Raw genomic sequence first — 18876 nt, 5'->3', positions numbered from 1 at the left:
GAAAAGCAACCCCCCAATGGCTAAATCTTTTCTGCAAATACTCGCAGGCGCCGGTAATCCGCGCAGAAAGCATCCTCTTGCCATAGCGTCGATTGAGCAGCTAGGCTGATGCGAGCGATCGCTTCGTCCTTCGATTCAGCCGAGAATCCGGCAAAAAAGCAATCGCCAAAATGCAGCAGCCAATGCTTTATGCCGTCCTTGCCTTCGGACAATCGCGTGGGACGGTCGAAATGATGGGCGAGATGCACGCGGAACCCTTGGGCTTCAAGCAGGCTGGCATACTGCCCAAGACTAGGAAAATACCACGGATTCCGGGCGTCCGCATCGATTCCATAATGATCGGCGAACACGGTTTTCAAGGCTTGGTAGATGCCGTCAATATTCCCTTTGCCTCCGAACTCGGCAACGAATCGGCCGCCGGGCTTAAGGGCTCCATGTACGGAGCGTACCACGCCTTCAGCATCCCTCATCCAGTGCAGGGCCGCGTTTGAGAAGACGGCATCGTATGGCGTTTCGGTTTCGAAGTTCTCGCCATCCCCGGTCAGAAACGGAAGTCCAGGATATTTGCTTTTGGCCCGCTCAATCATCTCGCTGGAATAATCCATGCCGGTTACATGTGCGCCCGATTTGGATATTTCATGAGTCAAGTCGCCGGTTCCGCAGCCCAGATCGAGAATCCGTTCTCCGGGTTGAGGCGCCAGCAGCTCTGCAGCTCCTTTTCCATAAGCAGATACAAACGATAGCTGTCGATCGTAATCGTAAGGTTTCCATACTTGCTCTGACATAACAACACCCCTCCATGCATGATTTATCCTCATTGTGACATGATCGGCTTATAATTAGAAATATATAAATTCGATAACGCTGATAGGTTTAGCTAATAAGAGAGAGGACAAAAAGCCGCTTTGTCAGCGGTTTTATGTAGAGGACTATTTAACGGCAACAAGAAGCGCGCCAACGGCAATGAGTGCAACGCCGGCTGCGTTAATCCAGGAGATCTTCTCACCCAGAAACACAAAGGCCAGGATCACGGCAATAACCACGCTCAATTTATCGATAGGACCTACCTGCGATACTTTGCCGTATTTTAACGCCAGAAAATAAAACAGCCAGGACAACGCGCCCGCGATGCCGCTGAGCACAATAAAGCTGAGTGCTTTTTTCTGAACCAGAATTTCTCCGAGCTCCGAGAATTTCCCCTGAACCGCTACGACCCCCAGCAGAAACAGGGCCATAATGACGGAGCGAATGGCCGTTGCCGAATTGGCATCGATGTTTTGCAGGCCTATTTTTCCGAGAATGGCCACAAGTGCCGCCGTGACTGCCGACAGCAATGCGTATACAAGCCATAATGGCATGCGTACCTCTCCTTTTCGACAAGATAAAGTTTCTGATTAATGTAGCGGATTCCTTTATAATAGTATAGAGCAATTTGAAGGATCTCATGAATGTTCAAAGGATTGAACGACTTGGAAAGGGCTGGATGAAAAATGACACATCATATCGCGGCTTATACAGAAGCTTACCATGATCAGCTGGTGGAATTATGGCTTCGTGCCGTATCCCAAACGCACGATTTTCTGACGGAGGAAGATATCCGTTTCTATTATGGCATGATGCAAAGCGGGGCATTGAGGTCCGTGGAGATCTGGATATGCTTGAATACGGAACAGGAAGCGATTGGATTTATCGGACTGGACGGCTCCAAAATCGAGATGCTGTTTGTGGATCCCCTGCACCACGGCCAAGGGACGGGAACGAAATTGATCCGGCATGCCGAACGGCTGAAGGGGCCCGGACTTCAAGTGGATGTGAATGAACAGAACCCCAAGGCCCACGCTTTTTATAAAAAATACGGATTCGTGCAGATCGGCCGTTCGGAGCTCGACGGTACCGGAAAGCCGTTTCCGCTTATTCATATGCAGCTGCGGTAATGTCATAGATCGGCCCAGCCGAGTCCACGATAATCGCGAGTATAGTATTTTCGAAACACAGCCTATCTTTGGGTGAAAGAACAAACATCGATAGACGGTATGTTTTAACCAATCCAATGAAAAAGGGAGTGCAGCTAAACTGGAGGAGTCAATGAAGTTTTTTCCGAGCAACCTGTCGTTTCGCTATCCTTGGCGCTCCTATCAGAAGCGCGTGCTTCACGGGCTTGACCATCATCTGAAGAATCGCCAACTGCATCTGGTGGCGCCGCCCGGTTCGGGGAAGACCGTTCTTGGACTGGAGGTCATGCTTCGGATTAATCGCCCGACGATAATATTGGCTCCCACCATCACCATTAAACAGCAATGGGCAAGCCGTCTGGTGGAGCTGTTTCTTGACGAAGATGTCCAGCCGGAGTGGGTCTCGACCTCGCTCAAGCGACCGGCATTGGTGACGATTACGACCTACCAAGCCCTACACAGCCTGATTAGTGCAGCAGGGCAGCCGACTTCTGCGAAGAAGAAGATCATCGCGGGGATGGTGCAAGCGGACCAAACCGGTGATGAGAATCAGGAGTTTTCGGATACGGGCATGGAAGACGCTGAGGCTGAACCGGCCGGGAGGGACGATGACCGCGAGGACGATATCACGGACGGCACCGAGGCTCAAGAAGCTCTGGAACTGTTGAAGCAGCAGGGATATCATACGCTCATTTTTGACGAGGCGCATCATCTTCGAATGTCTTGGTGGCAAAGCGCCATGCAGCTGTGCGAGATGCTGGACGAGCCGACCAAGATTGCGCTTACGGCCACTCCGCCATACGATGTCAATCCGAGGGAGTGGCAGCGGTATATCGAGCTTTGCGGCCCTATCGACGAGGAGATCAGCGTGCCCGAGCTGGTTCGCCATGGGGAGTTGTGTCCCCATCAGGATTATATCAGCCTGACAAGGCCAACTCATGAAGAGGCCGCTAAACTGCGGGAATTTCGAATGCAGGCACAACAGGTCAAAGACGAGTTGGTCCGAGATGAGTTTTTGGCGGATTTGATCGTACATCACCCCTGGATAACACGGTCCGAGGCGTACATGGAGGACATTTTGTCCTCCCCGGGGTATTACTCCAGCATGGTGCTCTATCTGCGAGCGGCCAATCGGCCGATCTGGAAGGAGGGGGTGAAGCTGCTCGGCATGGAAGAGAAGGAAGCGCCCGACTTTACGGAGGAGTGGCTGGAGGAGCTCCTTGGCGGCATGCTGTATAAAGACGCCCATATTGATCGCGGACTGCCGGAGTTAAAGGCGTTGCAGAAGAGGCTCAGCCGGTTGGGGATGATTGAACGGCGGAAGGTGTATATGAGATCGACGCCTGCGATTGATAAAATGCTGGTCCAGAGCGTCTCGAAATTGCACGGCATCGGTCGCATTCTTGAATTCGAGCGCTCCATGCTGGGGGAGAGCATGCGGATGGTGATCTTGACCGATTATATCCGCAAGGAGGACCTGCCGAAGGATGCGGACGACGAGAAGCCGCTGAATCGGCTCGGCGTTGTTCCGATTTTTGAGCTGATCCGCAGGCAGCTAGCGGAGAAAAGCGGGTCACGGGGCGATCGCGAGTTGCCCATCGGTATTTTGACAGGCTCCTTTGTGGTGCTCCCGGTGACGGCTATGCCTTTGGCCAGGGCTTGCGCCGATCGACGGGGCCTCCGCTTGTCGGAACGTCCCCTTGCCCATGACGGCCGTTATGTAACGATGGATGTTCGCGATGCAAATCGCTCGGCTATCGTCGCCATTATAACGGAGGTGTTTTCAGAGGGGGGCATTCAGGTGCTGATCGGTACGGCGGCTCTCCTGGGCGAGGGATGGGATGCTCCCGGGATCAATTCCTTGATCATGGCATCGTATGTAGGCTCGTTCATGTTGTCCAACCAGATGCGGGGACGGGCGATTCGGGCCCAACGCGGGAACCCGTATAAGGCCGGAGCGATCTGGCATCTGGCATGCGTCGATACCGCCCAAATCGATGGGGGCGAGGATTTGAGCTCGCTTGCGCGCAGATTTCGATCTCTCGTCGGTCTATCGATCTCGCATCAAACCATAGAGTCGGGCATGGAGCGCATGGGACTTGATCTTCGGAAAAACCAAACCGCAGAAAGCATCAGCGCCTATAACCGCGACACATGGGAGCGGGCGAGGCAGCGGCATCTTTTGAAGGAGCGATGGAATTCGGCGATTGCCCTTCACAGCTCCATGACGGAGGAACTGACGGTGGATCGGGAGCGTATTCCTAAGCCTTTGATTTTCTCGCATACGGTAAAGGCCGTGCTTGCTTTTGCCGTTGGTTTGGGGCTGGGCGCCTTCATGGAGACCTTAACGTCGCCGGTTTTGCTTCAATCGGACGCGCCGGCTTGGTTCAGCCTGCTATTCTCGGCCGCCATTGCCTTGATCGTATCCAGTCCTTGGATATTTAAAGCCGTCAAAATGGTAATGCGTCATCAATCGCTGGAGCGGAGCATTCGAGAAGTGGCTCTCGTCGTGTATACGGCGCTATACGATATGGGGCTGGTCGAAACCGAGCCAAGCCTTCACCGGTTGAGGGCGGAGGAGGAAGGAGGAGCCGTCGTGTGTTGGCTAAAAGACGGAACCACCCAGGAGAAGACGCTTTTCCTGAATTCGCTGCAGCAGGTGCTGGACCCGATCGAGAACCCGCGTTATCTTTTGTACCGCGAATCGCGGGGCCGGTTTGCGACCAGGCGGGATTACCATGCCGTACCGGAGGAAATCGGACGTCGAAAAGAGCATGCGGAACGCTTTGCCCGGCTGTGGCGCAAGCATATCGGTCCGGCCGAGCTGGTCTACACCCGTACGCCGGAAGGCAGAAAAATGCTCCTGACCGCGCGAACGCGGGCTTTGTCCTCCATGTTCGTGAAGAAATCGGAGCGGGTTAGTGCTTGGAGGTAGAGGATCCGGAGTGTTCGCGGAATGTGGAGGGAGTCATGGGATGGGGTGTGATGCACCGTGCTGCGCTGCCTTAACGGACCCAGGGGCCGTTAATTGAGGGAAAAACCCTCATACAGGTATGCTAGCGGACCAGAAGTCCGTTATTCATGAAAATGAGGGTAATTTGACTGTGAATTAGCTAAATAACGGCTGTGGTGTCCGCTAATTTCTAAATCGGGCCGTTTTTGATGAAATAACGAACCTACGGTCCGCCAAAGTCGTGTTAGGGTGTATGTCGTATTGGAATCGGCCACCATGATGTTCATATGTAGAATGTCGATAGTGCATCAGAAGGGATACGGCCCTTGGGGCCGATTGGGAATTGGTTCTACAGAAGCATAGGCTCCAACAAACTCAAGTATGGGTTCATCACCCTTCTGGAATACAAAAAAAGCTACCGATGGTAGCTTCCTAGTCGGGATACGGCCCTTCGGGCCGACTGCGAAGCAATCCTCCAGAAGTCTATGCTTCGACGAACCCCTTCTAGGGGTTCTCATCCTCACGGGACATAAAAAAACCACCGTCATGTGACGGTGTCTTCTTTTACGTCCCAGAAGGGATACGGCCCTTCGGGCCGACTGCGAAGCAATCCTCCCGAAGCGTAGGCTTCGACGAACCCCTTCTAGGGGTTCTCATCCTCACGAGACATAAAAAAACACCGTCATGTGACGGTGTCTTCTTTTTACGTCCCAGAAGGGATTCGAACCCCTGACCGACGGCTTAGAAGGCCGTTGCTCTATCCAGCTGAGCTACTGGGACATAGAAATTTTTCAAGCAAAAAATATATTATCACATGCACAGGAGAAATTCAATCATTATTTTATGACATAAAGTTTTTCGGATTTGCAAGATTATTCGAGTATCATATCGGGTTATATTGATAAAATATACGCACGAAAAACTGGGGATCGCCGTCTTTATGTTGCCAAGGGCATGATGCACGCAAGCTGTTACGCCCTTTTTTAAACTTGGCAGTACATATGCTATAATCAACGAATACGAAAAACAGGACCAGAAAGGAGGTGTCCTTATCAAGGACTCTTACTCCCAAGAACAAGAGGATAAGAACATCATCCTGTTTCCGAAGACGCTGGATTATTACCAGATTCAGCTTACGGTTATGCTCGAGAACGAACGTTACGGTGAAGCGATGGAAGTGCTGCGTTTTCTGCTGAAGTGCGGGGGACAGAACGAACGGCACTATGAAGAGTGGAACTCGCTCCTCGAATGGCTTGAAGCCGCATTTCCGGAACAGGCCATGCCCCGTTCGGTCGATTTCGATGCTGAGGCTGACGAGGATGATCCGGACGAGTCCGAGATGGCTAGGCAGATGGTCAGGGACAAGGTTGCCCAGGATGCCGGATACGCCGACAAGCTGCTGGCTTCGGTCATGACCGGGCCGCTGACGGAGCAGACCATTTTGGCGCTGGAACAGCTCGCTTATCTGGACCGTCCGGAGATCGACGCGATTCTGGTCGAATGGCTGCATGATACGCCGCTTCATCCCCTGCTGCAATTCCGGGTGCTGCAAACGCTCCGGAGAAGAGGGATGGAAGGGCACGTAAGCCTTCATCGCGGGCAGGAAGCCGTCGAGATCGAGATCGATACGGTTCCCTTGGATCCGGGAGGCTTCCCGGACGCGATTACGAGGATTTTGGAGCGCGTTGCGGATCAGACCGAGGTTCATGAGCCGACGCTGTTTTATTTTGCCCAGGAATTATGGTCCCAGTTCATCATGGCGATTTACGGCACGGAGGACTACCATTCCATGCTGGACGAAGAAGAAGCCACGCTCGATATATGGGCCGCAGCGCTGCATGACATCGTGTCGGAGAGCCTGAAAGGTTTTCGCAATGAGGAGGAAATCCGCCCGCTTTACGGCATCACGGACACCATGCGGTTCCGCTATGAGGGAGCCTATCGATCTCTCAAGCAATTCGTCGCTGCAGGCGTGGAAGATTAGCCAGAGCTGGAAAACGTTTACGGTATCGCGGCATAAGGGTTCGCCCTTGAAAAAGGATTTAATGTTGTTTATACTATAGTGGTTATTCGGTACGTGATACATTATTGCGTCGACCACGTGAATTATTTTGGAGGGGAAAGCATAAATGAAAGCAACTTGGGAAAAAATAGAGAAGAACCTTGGCGTTCTTGACGTTGAGGTTGATGCGGAGCGCGTTGCATCCGCTCTCGACAAGGCTTTTAATAAAGTAGCTAAAAAAGCAAATGTACCTGGATTCCGTAAAGGTAAAGTGCCTCGGCCGATCTTTGAAGCGCGTTTTGGCGTAGAGAGCCTGTATCAGGATGCAATCGACATCCTTCTTCCGGAAGTATACAGCGAAGCTGTGGAACAAGCGGATATCTTCCCTGTGGATCGTCCGGAAGTGGACATCGAGCAGTTCGCTAAAGGCGAAACTTTCAAGTTCAAAGCTAGAGTAACCGTGAAGCCGGAAGTTAAGCTTGGCGAATACAAGGGCGTCGAAGTTGCTGCAGTAGCTGCAGAAGTTTCCGACGAGGAACTGAATGAAGAGCTTGAGCGTCTGCAACAACGTCATGCTGAGCTTACCGTTATCGACGAAGGTGCTTCCCAGTCCGGCGATATCGTTGTAATCGACTTCGACGGTTCCGTCGACGGCGTTCCTTTCGAAGGTGGACAAGCTGAGCGTTATTCCCTTGAGCTTGGAAGCAACACGTTCATTCCAGGCTTTGAAGACCAAGTCATCGGTATGGCTACAGGAGACTTCAAAGACGTGGAAGTGACATTCCCTGAAACTTACCATGCTGAAGAATTGGCTAACAAACAAGCTGTCTTCAAAGTGAAAGTGCACGAAATCAAACGCAAACAGCTTCCTGAGCTGGATGATGAATTCGCTAAAGACGTTAGTGAGTTCGATACGCTTGATGAGTACAAGGAAGATCTGAAGAAGCAATTGCTGACTCGCAAAGAGCAAGAAGCCCAAGGCGTTCGTGAGAACGAAGCCGTTGAAAAAGCAGCAGCAAACGCTGAAGTTGAAATTCCGGAAGCCATGATTCAATCCGAAGTTCAAAACATGATGCGCGATTTCGACAACCGTCTTCGCCAGCAAGGCATGAACCTGGAAATGTTCCTAAGCTTCTCCGGCCAAACCAATGCCGATCTGGAAGGCCAAATGAAGGACGATGCTGAAAAACGCGTTCGCAACAACCTCGTGCTGGAGCAAATCGCGAAGGAAGAGAAACTCGAAGTATCCGAAGAAGAAATCAACAAAGAGCTGGAAAACATGGCTGATACGTACAAGCGTTCCGCTGATGAAATCCGCAGCATCCTCGGTGCTAACGGTTCCCTCGACAGCCTTCGTGAAGAACTGCTTCTTCGCAAAACGATCGACTTCTTGCTGGAAAACAGCGTAGAAGGCGCTCCTGTTGAGAAAAAAGAAGCAACTGAAGAATAATAAATAGGCGGCTTCCGAAGCTGCCCTCACATTAGATAAGGCACGTACATTTCATGCGTGCCTTATTTTTAACTAAGAATAGCCAATTTACTACTAAATGTGACATGAATTGGTTATAAATTTCGACATACATAATGAGACAAGTTGGCAGGATATAATTCTTGGCAAGTTCATAGAATGTAAACAGGGTTAAAAAATGACATCGTGCTTTGAACATGTTAGAATAACTTTTGTAACGCTGTAGTATATTTTTCAAGGAAAAGAGGTTGGTCGCATGAGTCTTGTACCTATGGTTGTTGAACAAACCAGTCGAGGCGAAAGATCTTACGATATCTACTCAAGATTACTGAAGGATCGCATTATATTCCTCAGCAGTGCGATCGATGACGATGTTGCCAATCTTGTTATTGCCCAGCTTCTGTTTCTGGCTGCGGAAGATCCGGAAAAAGACATCTCTTTGTACATCAATTCCCCTGGCGGTTCGGTAACGGCCGGGATGGGTATATATGATACGATGCAGTTGATCAAGCCTGATGTATCCACGATTTGCGTCGGCATGGCCGCCAGCATGGGATCATTGTTGCTTACTGCAGGAGCGCCAGGCAAACGATATGCTCTCGAGAACAGTGAGGTGATGATTCATCAGCCGCTCGGAGGCATTCAAGGTCAGGCATCCGATATCCAAATCCATGCAGATTGGATCATCAAGACCAGACAAAAACTGAATCAAATCTATGTGGAGCGCACGGGTCAGCCCCTTGAAAAAATCGAACGCGATACAGACCGCGACTTTTTCATGAGCGCGGAGGAAGCGAAGGCGTACGGTATTATTGATGATGTTCTGTCTTCACCGACCAAATCTTAAGGGGTGGTAATAGCATGTTTAAATTTAACGATGACAAAGGGCAGCTGAAGTGCTCCTTCTGCGGCAAATCGCAGGAGCAGGTCCGCAAGCTGGTTGCGGGGCCCGGTGTTTATATATGTGACGAGTGCATCGACTTGTGTTCGGAGATCGTAGAGGAAGAGCTCGGACACGAGGAAGAAGTGGATCTGAAGGATATTCCGAAACCGCGTGAAATCCGCGATATCCTGGATCAATACGTAATCGGACAGGATCAAGCGAAGAAATCCCTTTCGGTTGCCGTTTACAATCACTACAAGCGCATCAACACCCAGAGCAAGATCGAGGACGTCGAATTGCAAAAGAGTAATATTTTGCTGCTCGGACCTACAGGTTCCGGTAAAACCTTGCTTGCGCAAACGATGGCCAAAATTTTGAACGTGCCGTTTGCTATTGCAGACGCAACCTCGCTGACCGAAGCCGGTTACGTGGGTGAGGATGTTGAGAACATTCTGCTGAAGCTGATTCAAGCTGCGGATTATGACGTGGAAAAAGCAGAACGCGGCATTATCTATATTGATGAGATCGACAAAGTGGCCCGCAAATCGGAGAATCCGTCCATTACGCGTGACGTCTCTGGTGAAGGGGTTCAGCAGGCTCTCCTGAAAATTCTGGAGGGAACCGTTGCTTCCGTGCCGCCGCAAGGTGGACGCAAGCATCCGCATCAGGAATTCATCCAGATCGATACAACGAACATCCTGTTCATTTGCGGCGGTGCGTTTGACGGTTTGGAGCAGTACATCAAACGCCGGATCGGCAAAAAGGTCATCGGCTTCAATGCATCCGGAGAAAGCCAAAAGGATCTTAAGCCAGGTGAATACCTGACGATGGTTCTGCCGGAGGATCTGTTGAAATTCGGATTGATTCCGGAATTCGTCGGCCGTCTGCCGGTCGTGTCCACGCTCGAGCCGCTGGATGAGGCGACATTGGTCCGTATTCTGTCCGAGCCTAAAAACGCGCTGACCAAACAGTACCAAAAGCTGCTTGAGTTTGATAACGTGAACCTCAAGTTTGAGCCGGGCGCACTTGAAGCGATTGCCCGCGAAGCCATTAAGCGCAATACGGGTGCACGCGGACTGCGTTCCATCATCGAAAGCATCATGCTTGACGTGATGTATGAAGTGCCGTCCAGGGATGACATCAAGGATTGCGTCATTACGGAGCAGGTCGTTCGGGATAAAGTGATTCCTGAGCTTCAAACCAAAGCTAACGAAGACGACAAGAAACAAGAAGAAAGCGCCTAATGCGTTATAGCGTTTTAGACGTGGAATAAATCTACGCTGATTCTCCACTTCCAGTTATGCCCAAATGGGCTTTGCTGGAGTGGAGCTTTGGCGTTATATGGGAGAGATCGTACCATGTTTTTGAGACAAGACACACGGCCCGTCAAGGTGGGGAACCTTACCATTGGGGGAAAGAACGAAGTCATTATTCAAAGCATGTGCACCACCAAAACAGCAGACGTGGAGGCAACCGTTGCCGAGATACTGCGCCTGGAGGAAGCGGGATGCCAGATCGTCCGGGTAACGGTAAACAATGAGGAAGCAGCTGCTGCCATCAAAGAAATCAAGAAACGCATTCATATCCCGCTCGTGGCGGATATTCATTTTAACTATAAGCTCGCCCTGATGGCGATCGAGAACGGTATCGATAAAGTCCGGATCAATCCGGGGAACATCGGTAAGCGCGAAAAGGTCGAAGCCGTCGTGAAGGCATGCAAGGAGAAGGGGATTCCGATTCGGATCGGGGTGAATGCCGGTTCCCTGGAGAATCACCTTCTTGAAAAATACGGGTATCCGACACCGGAAGCCATGGTAGAGAGCGCCTTGTATCATATCGGCATCTTGGAAGAACTGGACTTCCACGATATCATCGTTTCGCTTAAAGCGTCTGATGTGCCGATGGCCATTGCGGCGTACACCAAGGCGGCGGAAGTGATTCCGTACCCGCTTCATCTGGGGATTACCGAAGCGGGCACCCTCTTCTCGGGTACCGTGAAGAGCGCGGCCGGTCTTGGGGCGCTCTTGTCCCTAGGCATCGGCAGCACGATGCGTATTTCCTTGAGCGCCGATCCGGTCGAAGAGATCAAGGTTGGCCGGGAGCTTCTAAAATCCTTCGGTCTGATCTCGGATGCGGCAACCTTGGTATCCTGCCCGACTTGCGGACGGCTGGATATCGATTTGTTCTCCATCGCCAATGAGGTGGAGGAGTACATCTCGAAGATTAAAGTGCCGATTAAGGTTTCCGTCTTGGGCTGCGCCGTGAACGGTCCCGGTGAGGCCAGAGAAGCCGACATCGGTATTGCCGGCGCTCGTGGGGAAGGTTTGCTCTTCCGTTACGGAGAGATGATCCGCAAAGTTCCGGAAGCCACCATGGTGGAAGAACTTAAGAAAGAAATCGATCATATCGTGAAGGTGTATGAGGAAACCGGCGAAATCCCGGGGCGCAAGCACAAATCCACGGTCTGAGCTTGATAACTAAGTTATTGTAACAACCACTTATATTGAAACGGCAGTCTCTGGCTAATTGAGACTGCCGTTTTGTTGTATTGTAAGGGGAGACAAGGTATATCTTATAATTTCTTTGAACGATCTGTATTGATGACAAACAGAACAAGTAGCCTGGCTCGTTTATTTCTGATGCACGGTAAGAATTGCAGGAGTCCGTCTCAGTGTGTATTACAGGAATTAAGCTCTTTATTGAGCCTTTTATTGAGCTTCTTTTTATGAAGTTCAGCTCTCCCCTCTCCCCCCCCCCACGATGAAGAAGGATGCCATGCGCCGCACCAGCAGAGCGGACGAATCGATTCCGGAGAAGCGAAGCGGTCGGCTAAAAGTTTTCCGCAGGAAAACTCGCATCGGAAGGATAAGCTGTTGCCGAGTTTTTACATTGGTTCTTCTTATTCATGAAATTCGGAAACAACAGCGATCGGAGGAACGATACGTACGCGGAGCGTCTCACCTAAGCGTCTCCATCCACTTTTTGATACTTTTACGGCTTCGTCAAAACAACCTGATTCAATCATCCCCTCTTTTACAATTTGTTCCGCCTCCTGCGTTTTACCATCCGAGGAATCGGCAATACTACCATGTATTAACGTTTGGATGAAGACATAATGGAGTACAGGAGGAATGACTTGTGAATTTAAGTATCGTGATTATGCTGGTGCAGCTGTTTTTTGCAGTCATCATCGGCATTTATTTTTGGAATTTATTGCGTGGACAGAAGACAAGCAAAACAGCGGTGGACCGGGAATCGCGCAAGGAGCTGGATAAACTCCGCAAACTCCGGTCGGTATCGTTAACGAAACCGCTCGCCGAGAAAACAAGGCCGCAAACCATGGATGACATTGTGGGGCAAAAGGACGGCTTGCGCGCCTTAAAAGCCGCGCTATGCAGCGCGAATCCTCAGCATGTCATCGTATACGGTCCTCCGGGAGTCGGTAAGACCGCTGCTGCCCGCGTGGTGATGGAGGAAGCCAAGAAGAACCCGCAATCGCCGTTTAAATACGACGCGAAATTCACGGAGATCGACGCAACGACGGCCCGTTTCGATGAACGTGGAATTGCCGATCCGCTCATCGGTTCTGTTCATGATCCGATTTACCAAGGCGCCGGTGCCATGGGGGTGGCAGGCATCCCTCAGCCGAAGCCGGGCGCGGTGACCAAGGCCCATGGGGGAATCCTGTTTATTGACGAAATTGGGGAATTGCATCCCATCCAGATGAATAAGCTTTTAAAAGTGCTGGAGGACCGCAAGGTGCTGCTGGAAAGCGCATATTATAATTCAGAGGATGCCAATACGCCCGCTTATATTCACGATATTTTTCAAAACGGGCTTCCGGCGGACTTCCGCCTGGTTGGTGCTACGACACGTTCGCCGGAAGAGATTGCTCCTGCACTTCGCTCGCGCTGCATGGAGATTTTTTTCCGTCCGCTTCTGCCTGAAGAGATCGGCAAGATTGCGGAGGATGCCATTCAGAAGATTGGCCTGAACGCTCCGCCGGAAGCGGTAGAAGTCGTGAAGCAGTACTGCTCCAACGGCCGGGAAGCGGTCAATATGATTCAATTGGCGGCCGGTCTGGCATTGACCGAGAAGCGGGATGCCCTCCGCGCGGCGGATGTTGAATGGGTAGCCAGCAGCAGCCAGCTGCAGCCAAGGCCCGACCGGAAAATACCGGAGAAGCCGCAGATTGGGGTAGTTAACGGATTGGCCGTATATGGCCCGAATATGGGGGCTCTGCTAGAAATTGAAGTATCTGCGGTTCCTGTCGAGGAGGGCCGGGGTACCTACAATATCACCGGGGTAGTGGATGAAGAGGAATTTGGCGGAGGCTCGCGCAAGCTGCGCCGCAAGAGCATGGCCAAAGGCTCGATCGAGAATGTGCTGACCGTGCTGGGCTCGATGGGCTTTACGCCCAAAAACTATGACCTGCATATCAATTTTCCCGGAGGAACGCCGATCGACGGCCCTTCCGCCGGCATTGCGATGGCTACGGCCATCGTGTCGGCCATCAAAGGGGTTGAAGTCGATAACAAGGTAGCGATGACCGGCGAGATAAGCATCCATGGAAAAGTGAAGCCGATTGGCGGAGTCATCGCCAAGGTGGAGGCGGCATTCCAGGCAGGCGCGACCCGCGTGATCATCCCTAAGGACAATTGGCAGACCTTGTTCCAGGATTTGAGCGGGGGTTTGCGGGTGATTCCGGTGGAATCGGTGGATGAAGTTTTCGGGCATATCTTTGGCGGTACGTTCGCTCCGGAGGTGATACAGCTTCCCGGAAACGAGGTATTTCCATCCTCTTCCGCTTCATTGCTGCAGGCCACGCCTCCGCGCAACGGAAAAATAACGGATGCCGGAGGATGTTAAGCCTCGTATAGTTGGTTTTTTATACGCAGATTTGATAAAATAGGAATAGTGTCAACATTGAGAGCCATTGGAGGTGCGAAAGCGATGGGACCCAGTAAATCCAAAGGTCGTCGTTTTCCTTTACTGCCTTTAAGAGGTCTTCTGGTCTATCCAAGCATGGTGCTTCACTTGGACGTAGGCCGGGAGAAATCGGTAAAGGCTTTAGAAAAGGCGATGGTTGAAGACAATTTGATTCTCCTATGTTCTCAATCGGAAGTGAACATTGAAGAACCGACGCAGGATGATATTTTTCGGATTGGCACAGTTGCGAATGTACGCCAGATGCTTAAGCTTCCAAACGGTACCATACGTGTGCTAGTGGAGGGTATGGAACGGGCGGAAGTTATTGAATATACGGATCAAGAGGAATACTACGAGGTCATCGCTCGGGAGCTTCCCGAAGAGGAGAACCATGATCCTGAAGTCTCCGCATTAATGCGAACCGTACTGTCTCAGTTTGAGAATTATATCAATCTGTCGAAGAAAGTGACGCCTGAGACACTGGCGGCCGTTTCCGATATCGATGAGCCAGGACGGCTGGCGGACGTCATTACGAGTCATTTGTCGCTGAAGATCAAGGATAAGCAAGAAATTCTCGAAACAATCGACGTTCGCAAACGGCTCGAGAAACTTCTAGATATACTGAATAACGAGCGCGAAGTGCTGGAGCTGGAGCGCAAGATCAACCAGCGGGTCAAGAAGCAAATGGAGAAGACCCAGAAGGAATACTATTTGCGCGAACAGATGAAGGCCATCCAGAAAGAGCTTGGCGACAAGGAAGGCCGTGCCGGGGAAGTAGAGGAACTCCGAAGTCAGCTTCAGGAGCTTGAACTGCCGGAACGCGTCCAGGAGAAGATAGAGAAGGAAATCGACCGACTCGAGAAAATGCCGGCGAGCTCTGCGGAAGGCGGCGTTATCCGGAACTATGTGGATTGGCTGCTGGCGCTGCCGTGGACGAACAAAACCGAGGATGATCTGGACATCGTCAAAGCGGAGCAAGTGCTGGACGAGGATCATTACGGTCTCGAGAAGCCGAAAGAACGCGTGCTGGAATATTTGGCGGTCCAGAAGCTGGTGAAGAAGATGAAGGGGCCTATTTTGTGCCTGGTCGGCCCTCCGGGCGTCGGTAAAACATCGCTTGCCCGGTCCATCGCCCGTTCCCTCGAGCGCAAGTTCGTTCGCGTCTCGTTAGGCGGGGTAAGGGACGAGGCGGAAATTCGCGGTCACCGGCGCACTTATGTCGGAGCTATGCCGGGCCGCATCATTCAAGGCATGAAAACAGCGGGTTCGATGAATCCCGTGTTCCTGCTGGATGAAATCGACAAGATGGCATCCGATTTCCGCGGGGACCCGTCTTCCGCACTGCTTGAAGTGCTCGATCCAGAGCAGAACAATACGTTCAGCGATCATTTCGTGGAAATTCCTTTTGACCTGTCCAACGTTATGTTTGTCACGACGGCAAACGTGCTTCATAACATTCCAAGACCGCTCCTGGACCGGATGGAAGTGCTGAACATTCCGGGGTATACGGAGCTGGAGAAGCTCCAAATCGCCAACCGTTACTTACTGCCCAAGCAGAAGAGCGAGCATGGGCTTGAGCCTGAGCAGCTGATTCTGGACGAGGAAGCGCTGATGAAGGTGATCCGGGAATATACCCGTGAATCCGGCGTGCGGAATCTCGAGCAGCAAGTGGCGGCGCTGTGCCGCAAAGCCGCCAAGCAGATCGTGACCCAGCAATCGGAATCCATCGAGATCAAGGCTGCCGATATCAAGGATTATCTCGGCATTCCGAAGTTTCGTTATGGCATGGCCGAGCTTGAAGATCAAGTGGGTACGGTCACGGGGCTCGCATGGACGGAAGTGGGCGGCGAAACGCTGACCATTGAGGTAACCGTGGTGCCTGGTACCGGCAAGCTGACGCTGACGGGCAAGCTTGGTGACGTGATGAAGGAATCGGCTCAAGCCGCCTTCAGTTTTACCCGCTCGAAAGCGGTAGAGCTGGGCATTGATCCGGATTTCCATGAGAAGCTTGATGTCCATATCCATATCCCGGAGGGAGCCATACCGAAGGATGGCCCTTCAGCCGGCATTACGATTGCGACGGCTCTTATCTCATCTTTAACCAAACGGCATGTAGCCCGTGACGTGGCCATGACGGGTGAAATTACACTTCGGGGACGCGTACTGCCGATTGGCGGCTTGAAAGAGAAGTCGCTGGCAGCCCACCGTGCCGGGTACAAAAAAATATTGCTCCCTAAGGATAACGAACGCGACCTGCGTGATATTCCTGACAGCGTAAAGAACGACGTGGAGTTCGTTCCGGTATCCCATATGGATCAGGTTCTGGAGCATGCGCTCGTTGAACAAGCGGGAGTGCACTAGAGAGGAAAGTCTACATTATGAAAGTTACGAAAGCCGAGTTTGTCATCAGCGCTGTCGTACCTGCCCAATATCCTGAAGACGCCTTGCCGGAGATTGCTCTGGCAGGGCGTTCCAATGTGGGCAAGTCATCGCTGATTAACCGTATGATATCCCGTAAGAACCTGGCTCGTACAAGCGCCACGCCGGGGAAGACACAGCAGCTCAACTATTATCGGGTGAACGACGACCTGTATCTGGTCGATTTTCCCGGCTATGGTTATGCGAAGGTATCCAAGACCCAGCGTGCGGCATTTGGCGAAATGATTGAAAGATATTTGCTCAGCCGGGAAGAACTGAAGCTTGTATTATTGATTGTGGACATGCGTCACCCGCCTTCAAAAGACGATATCAGCATGTATGAATGGCTGCAGCATTACAACCGGCCGGTGTGCGTAGTCGCGACCAAGGCGGATAAAATTCCGAAAACGCGCCGCCAGAAGCATGTGAAGATCGTGAAGGAAACGCTCGGTTTCAAGCCCTATCATTCCTTTGTCATGTTTTCATCCGAGCTGGGTTTGGGTAAAGATGAGTTATGGGCCATTATGGAGTCCCATATGGGAACGAAGGATCATGAGGAAGAGCCGCACCCGGGTTCGGAGAATGACAGCAACGAGCATGTCTGATCCGGATGGGTTTGTGATGTTTTTTCAAGGGTGCTATAGGGAATCGGTGCATTCTTTACAGGAAAGTGAGCATCTTGCGGGAAATATCGCTCTGATTCCGGCTAATTCCGTTTTTTTATGAAATATGATGGATATTCTCATTCGAACGGCAGGAAAGACCGCTTGGATCTGCTGTATAATGGTAGTAAGTTAAAAGAATTGAGGGAGATTTTTATGGCTCAGCGGTTAGCCACAGAATATGTTAATGCCACAATGCAAATGACGGATATTCAAATGGATCAATTTCTGCAATATACCCAAGCTTTCCGGGTCACTAACCGGGTAAAAGTCATGGATAGCGGAGAGCAGGAGTTCGTGCTCGAAGATGAAAGCGGGGAAGAAGTTCATTTGCCCTTTGAACGCAAGAATGGCTTGTACGTCTGTGAGCTGTCATGCCGATTGGTTACTCCCCATCTGACGAATGCCGTACGCAAACTGTTTGCGGCTTTTAAGGGATCAGGTAAAGTGAATCGGATTTATCGCGGCTTTACGATGAGCTACGACTACCATGCGGGAACGGTGCATCGAATTACGCAAGTCGCCGGGAACGACAGCATTGTCATTTATGAGTACAAGAATACGGCAGGCGAGCTGCAGCGTCTCTTTAACAGCAATGAAGCAGAGAAAGAGATCGAATCCATTCAGCATCATATCAACGTGCTTCTGGACCAGCGGATTGCAGCAGGGAATGATAAACTGATTACGAAGACGATAGACGAAAGGCTGCGACGGTTTAATCAGCGCCTGTTCGTGCTTGAAGCTTAGGGAGGGCTGCCCCGCAAGGGGCGCTTTTTTTATGTGTATTTATCGTTAAAAATTCGGTTTCATGCATGTTTATGTAACATAGAGCGGGTGATATTTATTTCGTGGGCCGGAGACACCATGTGGTTCAAATGCACATATATTGAGCTGTAAAATATTTATGGGTTATTTTCGAAAAAGGTGTTGCATTTAAGCGTCATAGATGTTATTTTTAATCTCGTTGAAAAGAAAATAGGAACCAGGATTCACTCAGGACATGTAATGTTGCGAGAGATTATTCCCTCGGGAAGTGAATGACGTAGGTCCTAGCGGATGAAATTTTCAAACATTTTATTCCTAGGAAGGGGGAAACCGGAAGATGGAATACTCAACTTTCGGAAGACACGTTGCTGTTGATACTTGGGGAGTCGATTTTGAACTACTGAACAGTGCAGAATTTTTACAAGCTCAGATGGTGGAAGCCGCTGAAGCATGTGGAGCAACGGTATTGTCCGTCCAATCCAAGCAGTTTGAACCACAAGGTGCGACTGTGCTGGTGTTGCTGTCGGAAAGCCATCTCTCGATTCACACATACCCTGAGAGAGGTTTTGCTGCGATTGACTGTTATACCTGCGGGGAGACAGTAGATCCGCAGTTGGCTATTGACTATCTGGTATCCGCTTTGAAACCTGAAAAATGCTATGCTAAGAAACTCGTGCGCGGACTCGGCGAAATGACCGTGGAAACGCCTGAGATGAAACAGGCTGAGCTCGTTTAATCCAGCCCTTAAAAAAACGCGTATTCTGATAACCATGGATATTTCCATGGTTATTTATTTTGTGAAGACGGGAAAGTTTCATGAAGATTCCATGCCGTCGTTCTCTGA

At 51.1% G+C, this 18876-nt stretch carries 14 protein-coding genes and 1 tRNA gene; 12 read left to right on the top strand and 3 right to left on the bottom strand.

Annotated elements, in window-relative coordinates; translation table 11 throughout:
- Positions 1-20: 20 nt before the first annotated feature.
- A complete protein-coding gene (locus tag RB298_RS01670; RefSeq protein ID WP_486045428.1) occupies positions 21-785 on the bottom strand; it encodes a class I SAM-dependent methyltransferase in 765 nt (254 codons plus the stop codon).
- Between the two features lie 144 nt (positions 786-929).
- Positions 930-1358 (bottom strand): EamA family transporter, encoded by a 429-nt coding sequence (locus tag RB298_RS01665; RefSeq protein WP_486045426.1) that lies wholly within the window; start codon positions 1356-1358, stop codon positions 930-932.
- A 132-nt stretch (positions 1359-1490) separates the two neighbouring features.
- Between RB298_RS01665 and RB298_RS01660 the strand changes: the two genes are divergently transcribed.
- The gene (locus RB298_RS01660) at positions 1491-1934 is read left to right on the top strand and encodes a GNAT family N-acetyltransferase (RefSeq protein WP_486045424.1); all 444 of its coding nucleotides are present in this window, start codon (positions 1491-1493) and stop codon (positions 1932-1934) included.
- Positions 1935-2085: 151 nt separating this feature from the next.
- On the top strand, positions 2086-4887 hold the full coding sequence (locus tag RB298_RS01655) for a DEAD/DEAH box helicase family protein (protein ID WP_486045422.1): 2802 nt from the start codon (positions 2086-2088) through the stop codon (positions 4885-4887).
- Between the two features lie 724 nt (positions 4888-5611).
- On the opposite strand, the gene RB298_RS01650 is transcribed toward RB298_RS01655, so the two are convergent.
- A tRNA-Arg gene (locus tag RB298_RS01650) sits at positions 5612-5685 on the bottom strand.
- 361 nt (positions 5686-6046) lie between these two features.
- Between RB298_RS01650 and RB298_RS01645 the strand changes: the two genes are divergently transcribed.
- The 10 genes from RB298_RS01645 (at position 6047) to speD (ending at position 18768) form a co-directional block, all read left to right on the top strand.
- Complete coding sequence (locus tag RB298_RS01645; protein ID WP_192569334.1) at positions 6047-6889, top strand: hypothetical protein; 843 nt, start codon at positions 6047-6049, stop codon at positions 6887-6889.
- Positions 6890-7034: 145 nt separating this feature from the next.
- Positions 7035-8357, top strand: a complete 1323-nt coding sequence (tig, locus tag RB298_RS01640) for a trigger factor (RefSeq protein WP_036662679.1) — start codon at positions 7035-7037, stop codon at positions 8355-8357.
- A 274-nt stretch (positions 8358-8631) separates the two neighbouring features.
- Positions 8632-9222, top strand: a complete 591-nt coding sequence (gene clpP / locus RB298_RS01635; RefSeq protein WP_009590407.1) for an ATP-dependent Clp endopeptidase proteolytic subunit ClpP — start codon at positions 8632-8634, stop codon at positions 9220-9222.
- Positions 9223-9236: 14 nt separating this feature from the next.
- Positions 9237-10502: an ATP-dependent protease ATP-binding subunit ClpX gene (gene clpX, locus RB298_RS01630; RefSeq protein WP_009590414.1), complete on the top strand. Its 1266-nt coding sequence runs from the start codon at positions 9237-9239 to the stop codon at positions 10500-10502.
- A gap of 114 nt (positions 10503-10616) precedes the next feature.
- Positions 10617-11726 carry a flavodoxin-dependent (E)-4-hydroxy-3-methylbut-2-enyl-diphosphate synthase gene (gene ispG / locus RB298_RS01625; RefSeq protein WP_009590416.1) on the top strand — a complete coding sequence of 370 codons (1110 nt, stop codon included), beginning with the start codon at positions 10617-10619 and terminating at the stop codon, positions 11724-11726.
- Positions 11727-12417: 691 nt separating this feature from the next.
- Positions 12418-14127, top strand: a complete 1710-nt coding sequence (gene lonB / locus RB298_RS01620; RefSeq protein WP_374705900.1) for an ATP-dependent protease LonB — start codon at positions 12418-12420, stop codon at positions 14125-14127.
- Positions 14128-14211: 84 nt separating this feature from the next.
- Positions 14212-16548, top strand: a complete 2337-nt coding sequence (gene lon, locus RB298_RS01615) for an endopeptidase La (protein WP_486045418.1) — start codon at positions 14212-14214, stop codon at positions 16546-16548.
- A 17-nt stretch (positions 16549-16565) separates the two neighbouring features.
- Positions 16566-17210: a ribosome biogenesis GTP-binding protein YihA/YsxC gene (gene yihA, locus RB298_RS01610; protein ID WP_096775393.1), complete on the top strand. Its 645-nt coding sequence runs from the start codon at positions 16566-16568 to the stop codon at positions 17208-17210.
- A 213-nt stretch (positions 17211-17423) separates the two neighbouring features.
- Entirely contained in the window at positions 17424-18014 is a 591-nt protein-coding gene (locus RB298_RS01605) for a hypothetical protein (protein ID WP_015734002.1), read from the top strand.
- A 355-nt stretch (positions 18015-18369) separates the two neighbouring features.
- A complete protein-coding gene (gene speD, locus RB298_RS01600; RefSeq protein ID WP_006208786.1) occupies positions 18370-18768 on the top strand; it encodes an adenosylmethionine decarboxylase in 399 nt (132 codons plus the stop codon).
- The last annotated feature ends 108 nt before the right edge of the window (positions 18769-18876 follow it).

Source organism: Priestia sp. BR_2, from assembly GCF_041954005.1.
GTDB classification, from domain to species: domain Bacteria; phylum Bacillota; class Bacilli; order Paenibacillales; family Paenibacillaceae; genus Paenibacillus_AQ; species Paenibacillus_AQ lautus_A.
Note: the sequence above shows the minus strand (reverse complement) of the source record. Positions and strands in the feature narration are given on the sequence as shown.

Excerpts from the sequence above, each read along its gene's own strand:
- clpX (WP_009590414.1), top strand. The coding sequence starts at position 9,237 with ATGTTTAAATTTAACGATGACAAAGGGCAGCTGAAGTGCTCCTTCTGC.
- clpP (WP_009590407.1), top strand. The coding sequence starts at position 8,632 with ATGAGTCTTGTACCTATGGTTGTTGAACAAACCAGTCGAGGCGAAAGA.
- RB298_RS01670 (WP_486045428.1), bottom strand. The coding sequence starts at position 785 with ATGTCAGAGCAAGTATGGAAACCTTACGATTACGATCGACAGCTATCG.
- lon (WP_486045418.1), top strand. The coding sequence starts at position 14,212 with ATGGGACCCAGTAAATCCAAAGGTCGTCGTTTTCCTTTACTGCCTTTA.
- RB298_RS01655 (WP_486045422.1), top strand. The coding sequence starts at position 2,086 with ATGAAGTTTTTTCCGAGCAACCTGTCGTTTCGCTATCCTTGGCGCTCC.
- yihA (WP_096775393.1), top strand. The coding sequence starts at position 16,566 with ATGAAAGTTACGAAAGCCGAGTTTGTCATCAGCGCTGTCGTACCTGCC.
- RB298_RS01645 (WP_192569334.1), top strand. The coding sequence starts at position 6,047 with ATGCTCGAGAACGAACGTTACGGTGAAGCGATGGAAGTGCTGCGTTTT.
- tig (WP_036662679.1), top strand. The coding sequence starts at position 7,035 with ATGAAAGCAACTTGGGAAAAAATAGAGAAGAACCTTGGCGTTCTTGAC.
- RB298_RS01660 (WP_486045424.1), top strand. The coding sequence starts at position 1,491 with ATGACACATCATATCGCGGCTTATACAGAAGCTTACCATGATCAGCTG.
- speD (WP_006208786.1), top strand. The coding sequence starts at position 18,370 with ATGGAATACTCAACTTTCGGAAGACACGTTGCTGTTGATACTTGGGGA.
- lonB (WP_374705900.1), top strand. The coding sequence starts at position 12,418 with ATGCTGGTGCAGCTGTTTTTTGCAGTCATCATCGGCATTTATTTTTGG.
- RB298_RS01665 (WP_486045426.1), bottom strand. The coding sequence starts at position 1,358 with ATGCCATTATGGCTTGTATACGCATTGCTGTCGGCAGTCACGGCGGCA.
- RB298_RS01605 (WP_015734002.1), top strand. The coding sequence starts at position 17,424 with ATGGCTCAGCGGTTAGCCACAGAATATGTTAATGCCACAATGCAAATG.
- ispG (WP_009590416.1), top strand. The coding sequence starts at position 10,617 with ATGTTTTTGAGACAAGACACACGGCCCGTCAAGGTGGGGAACCTTACC.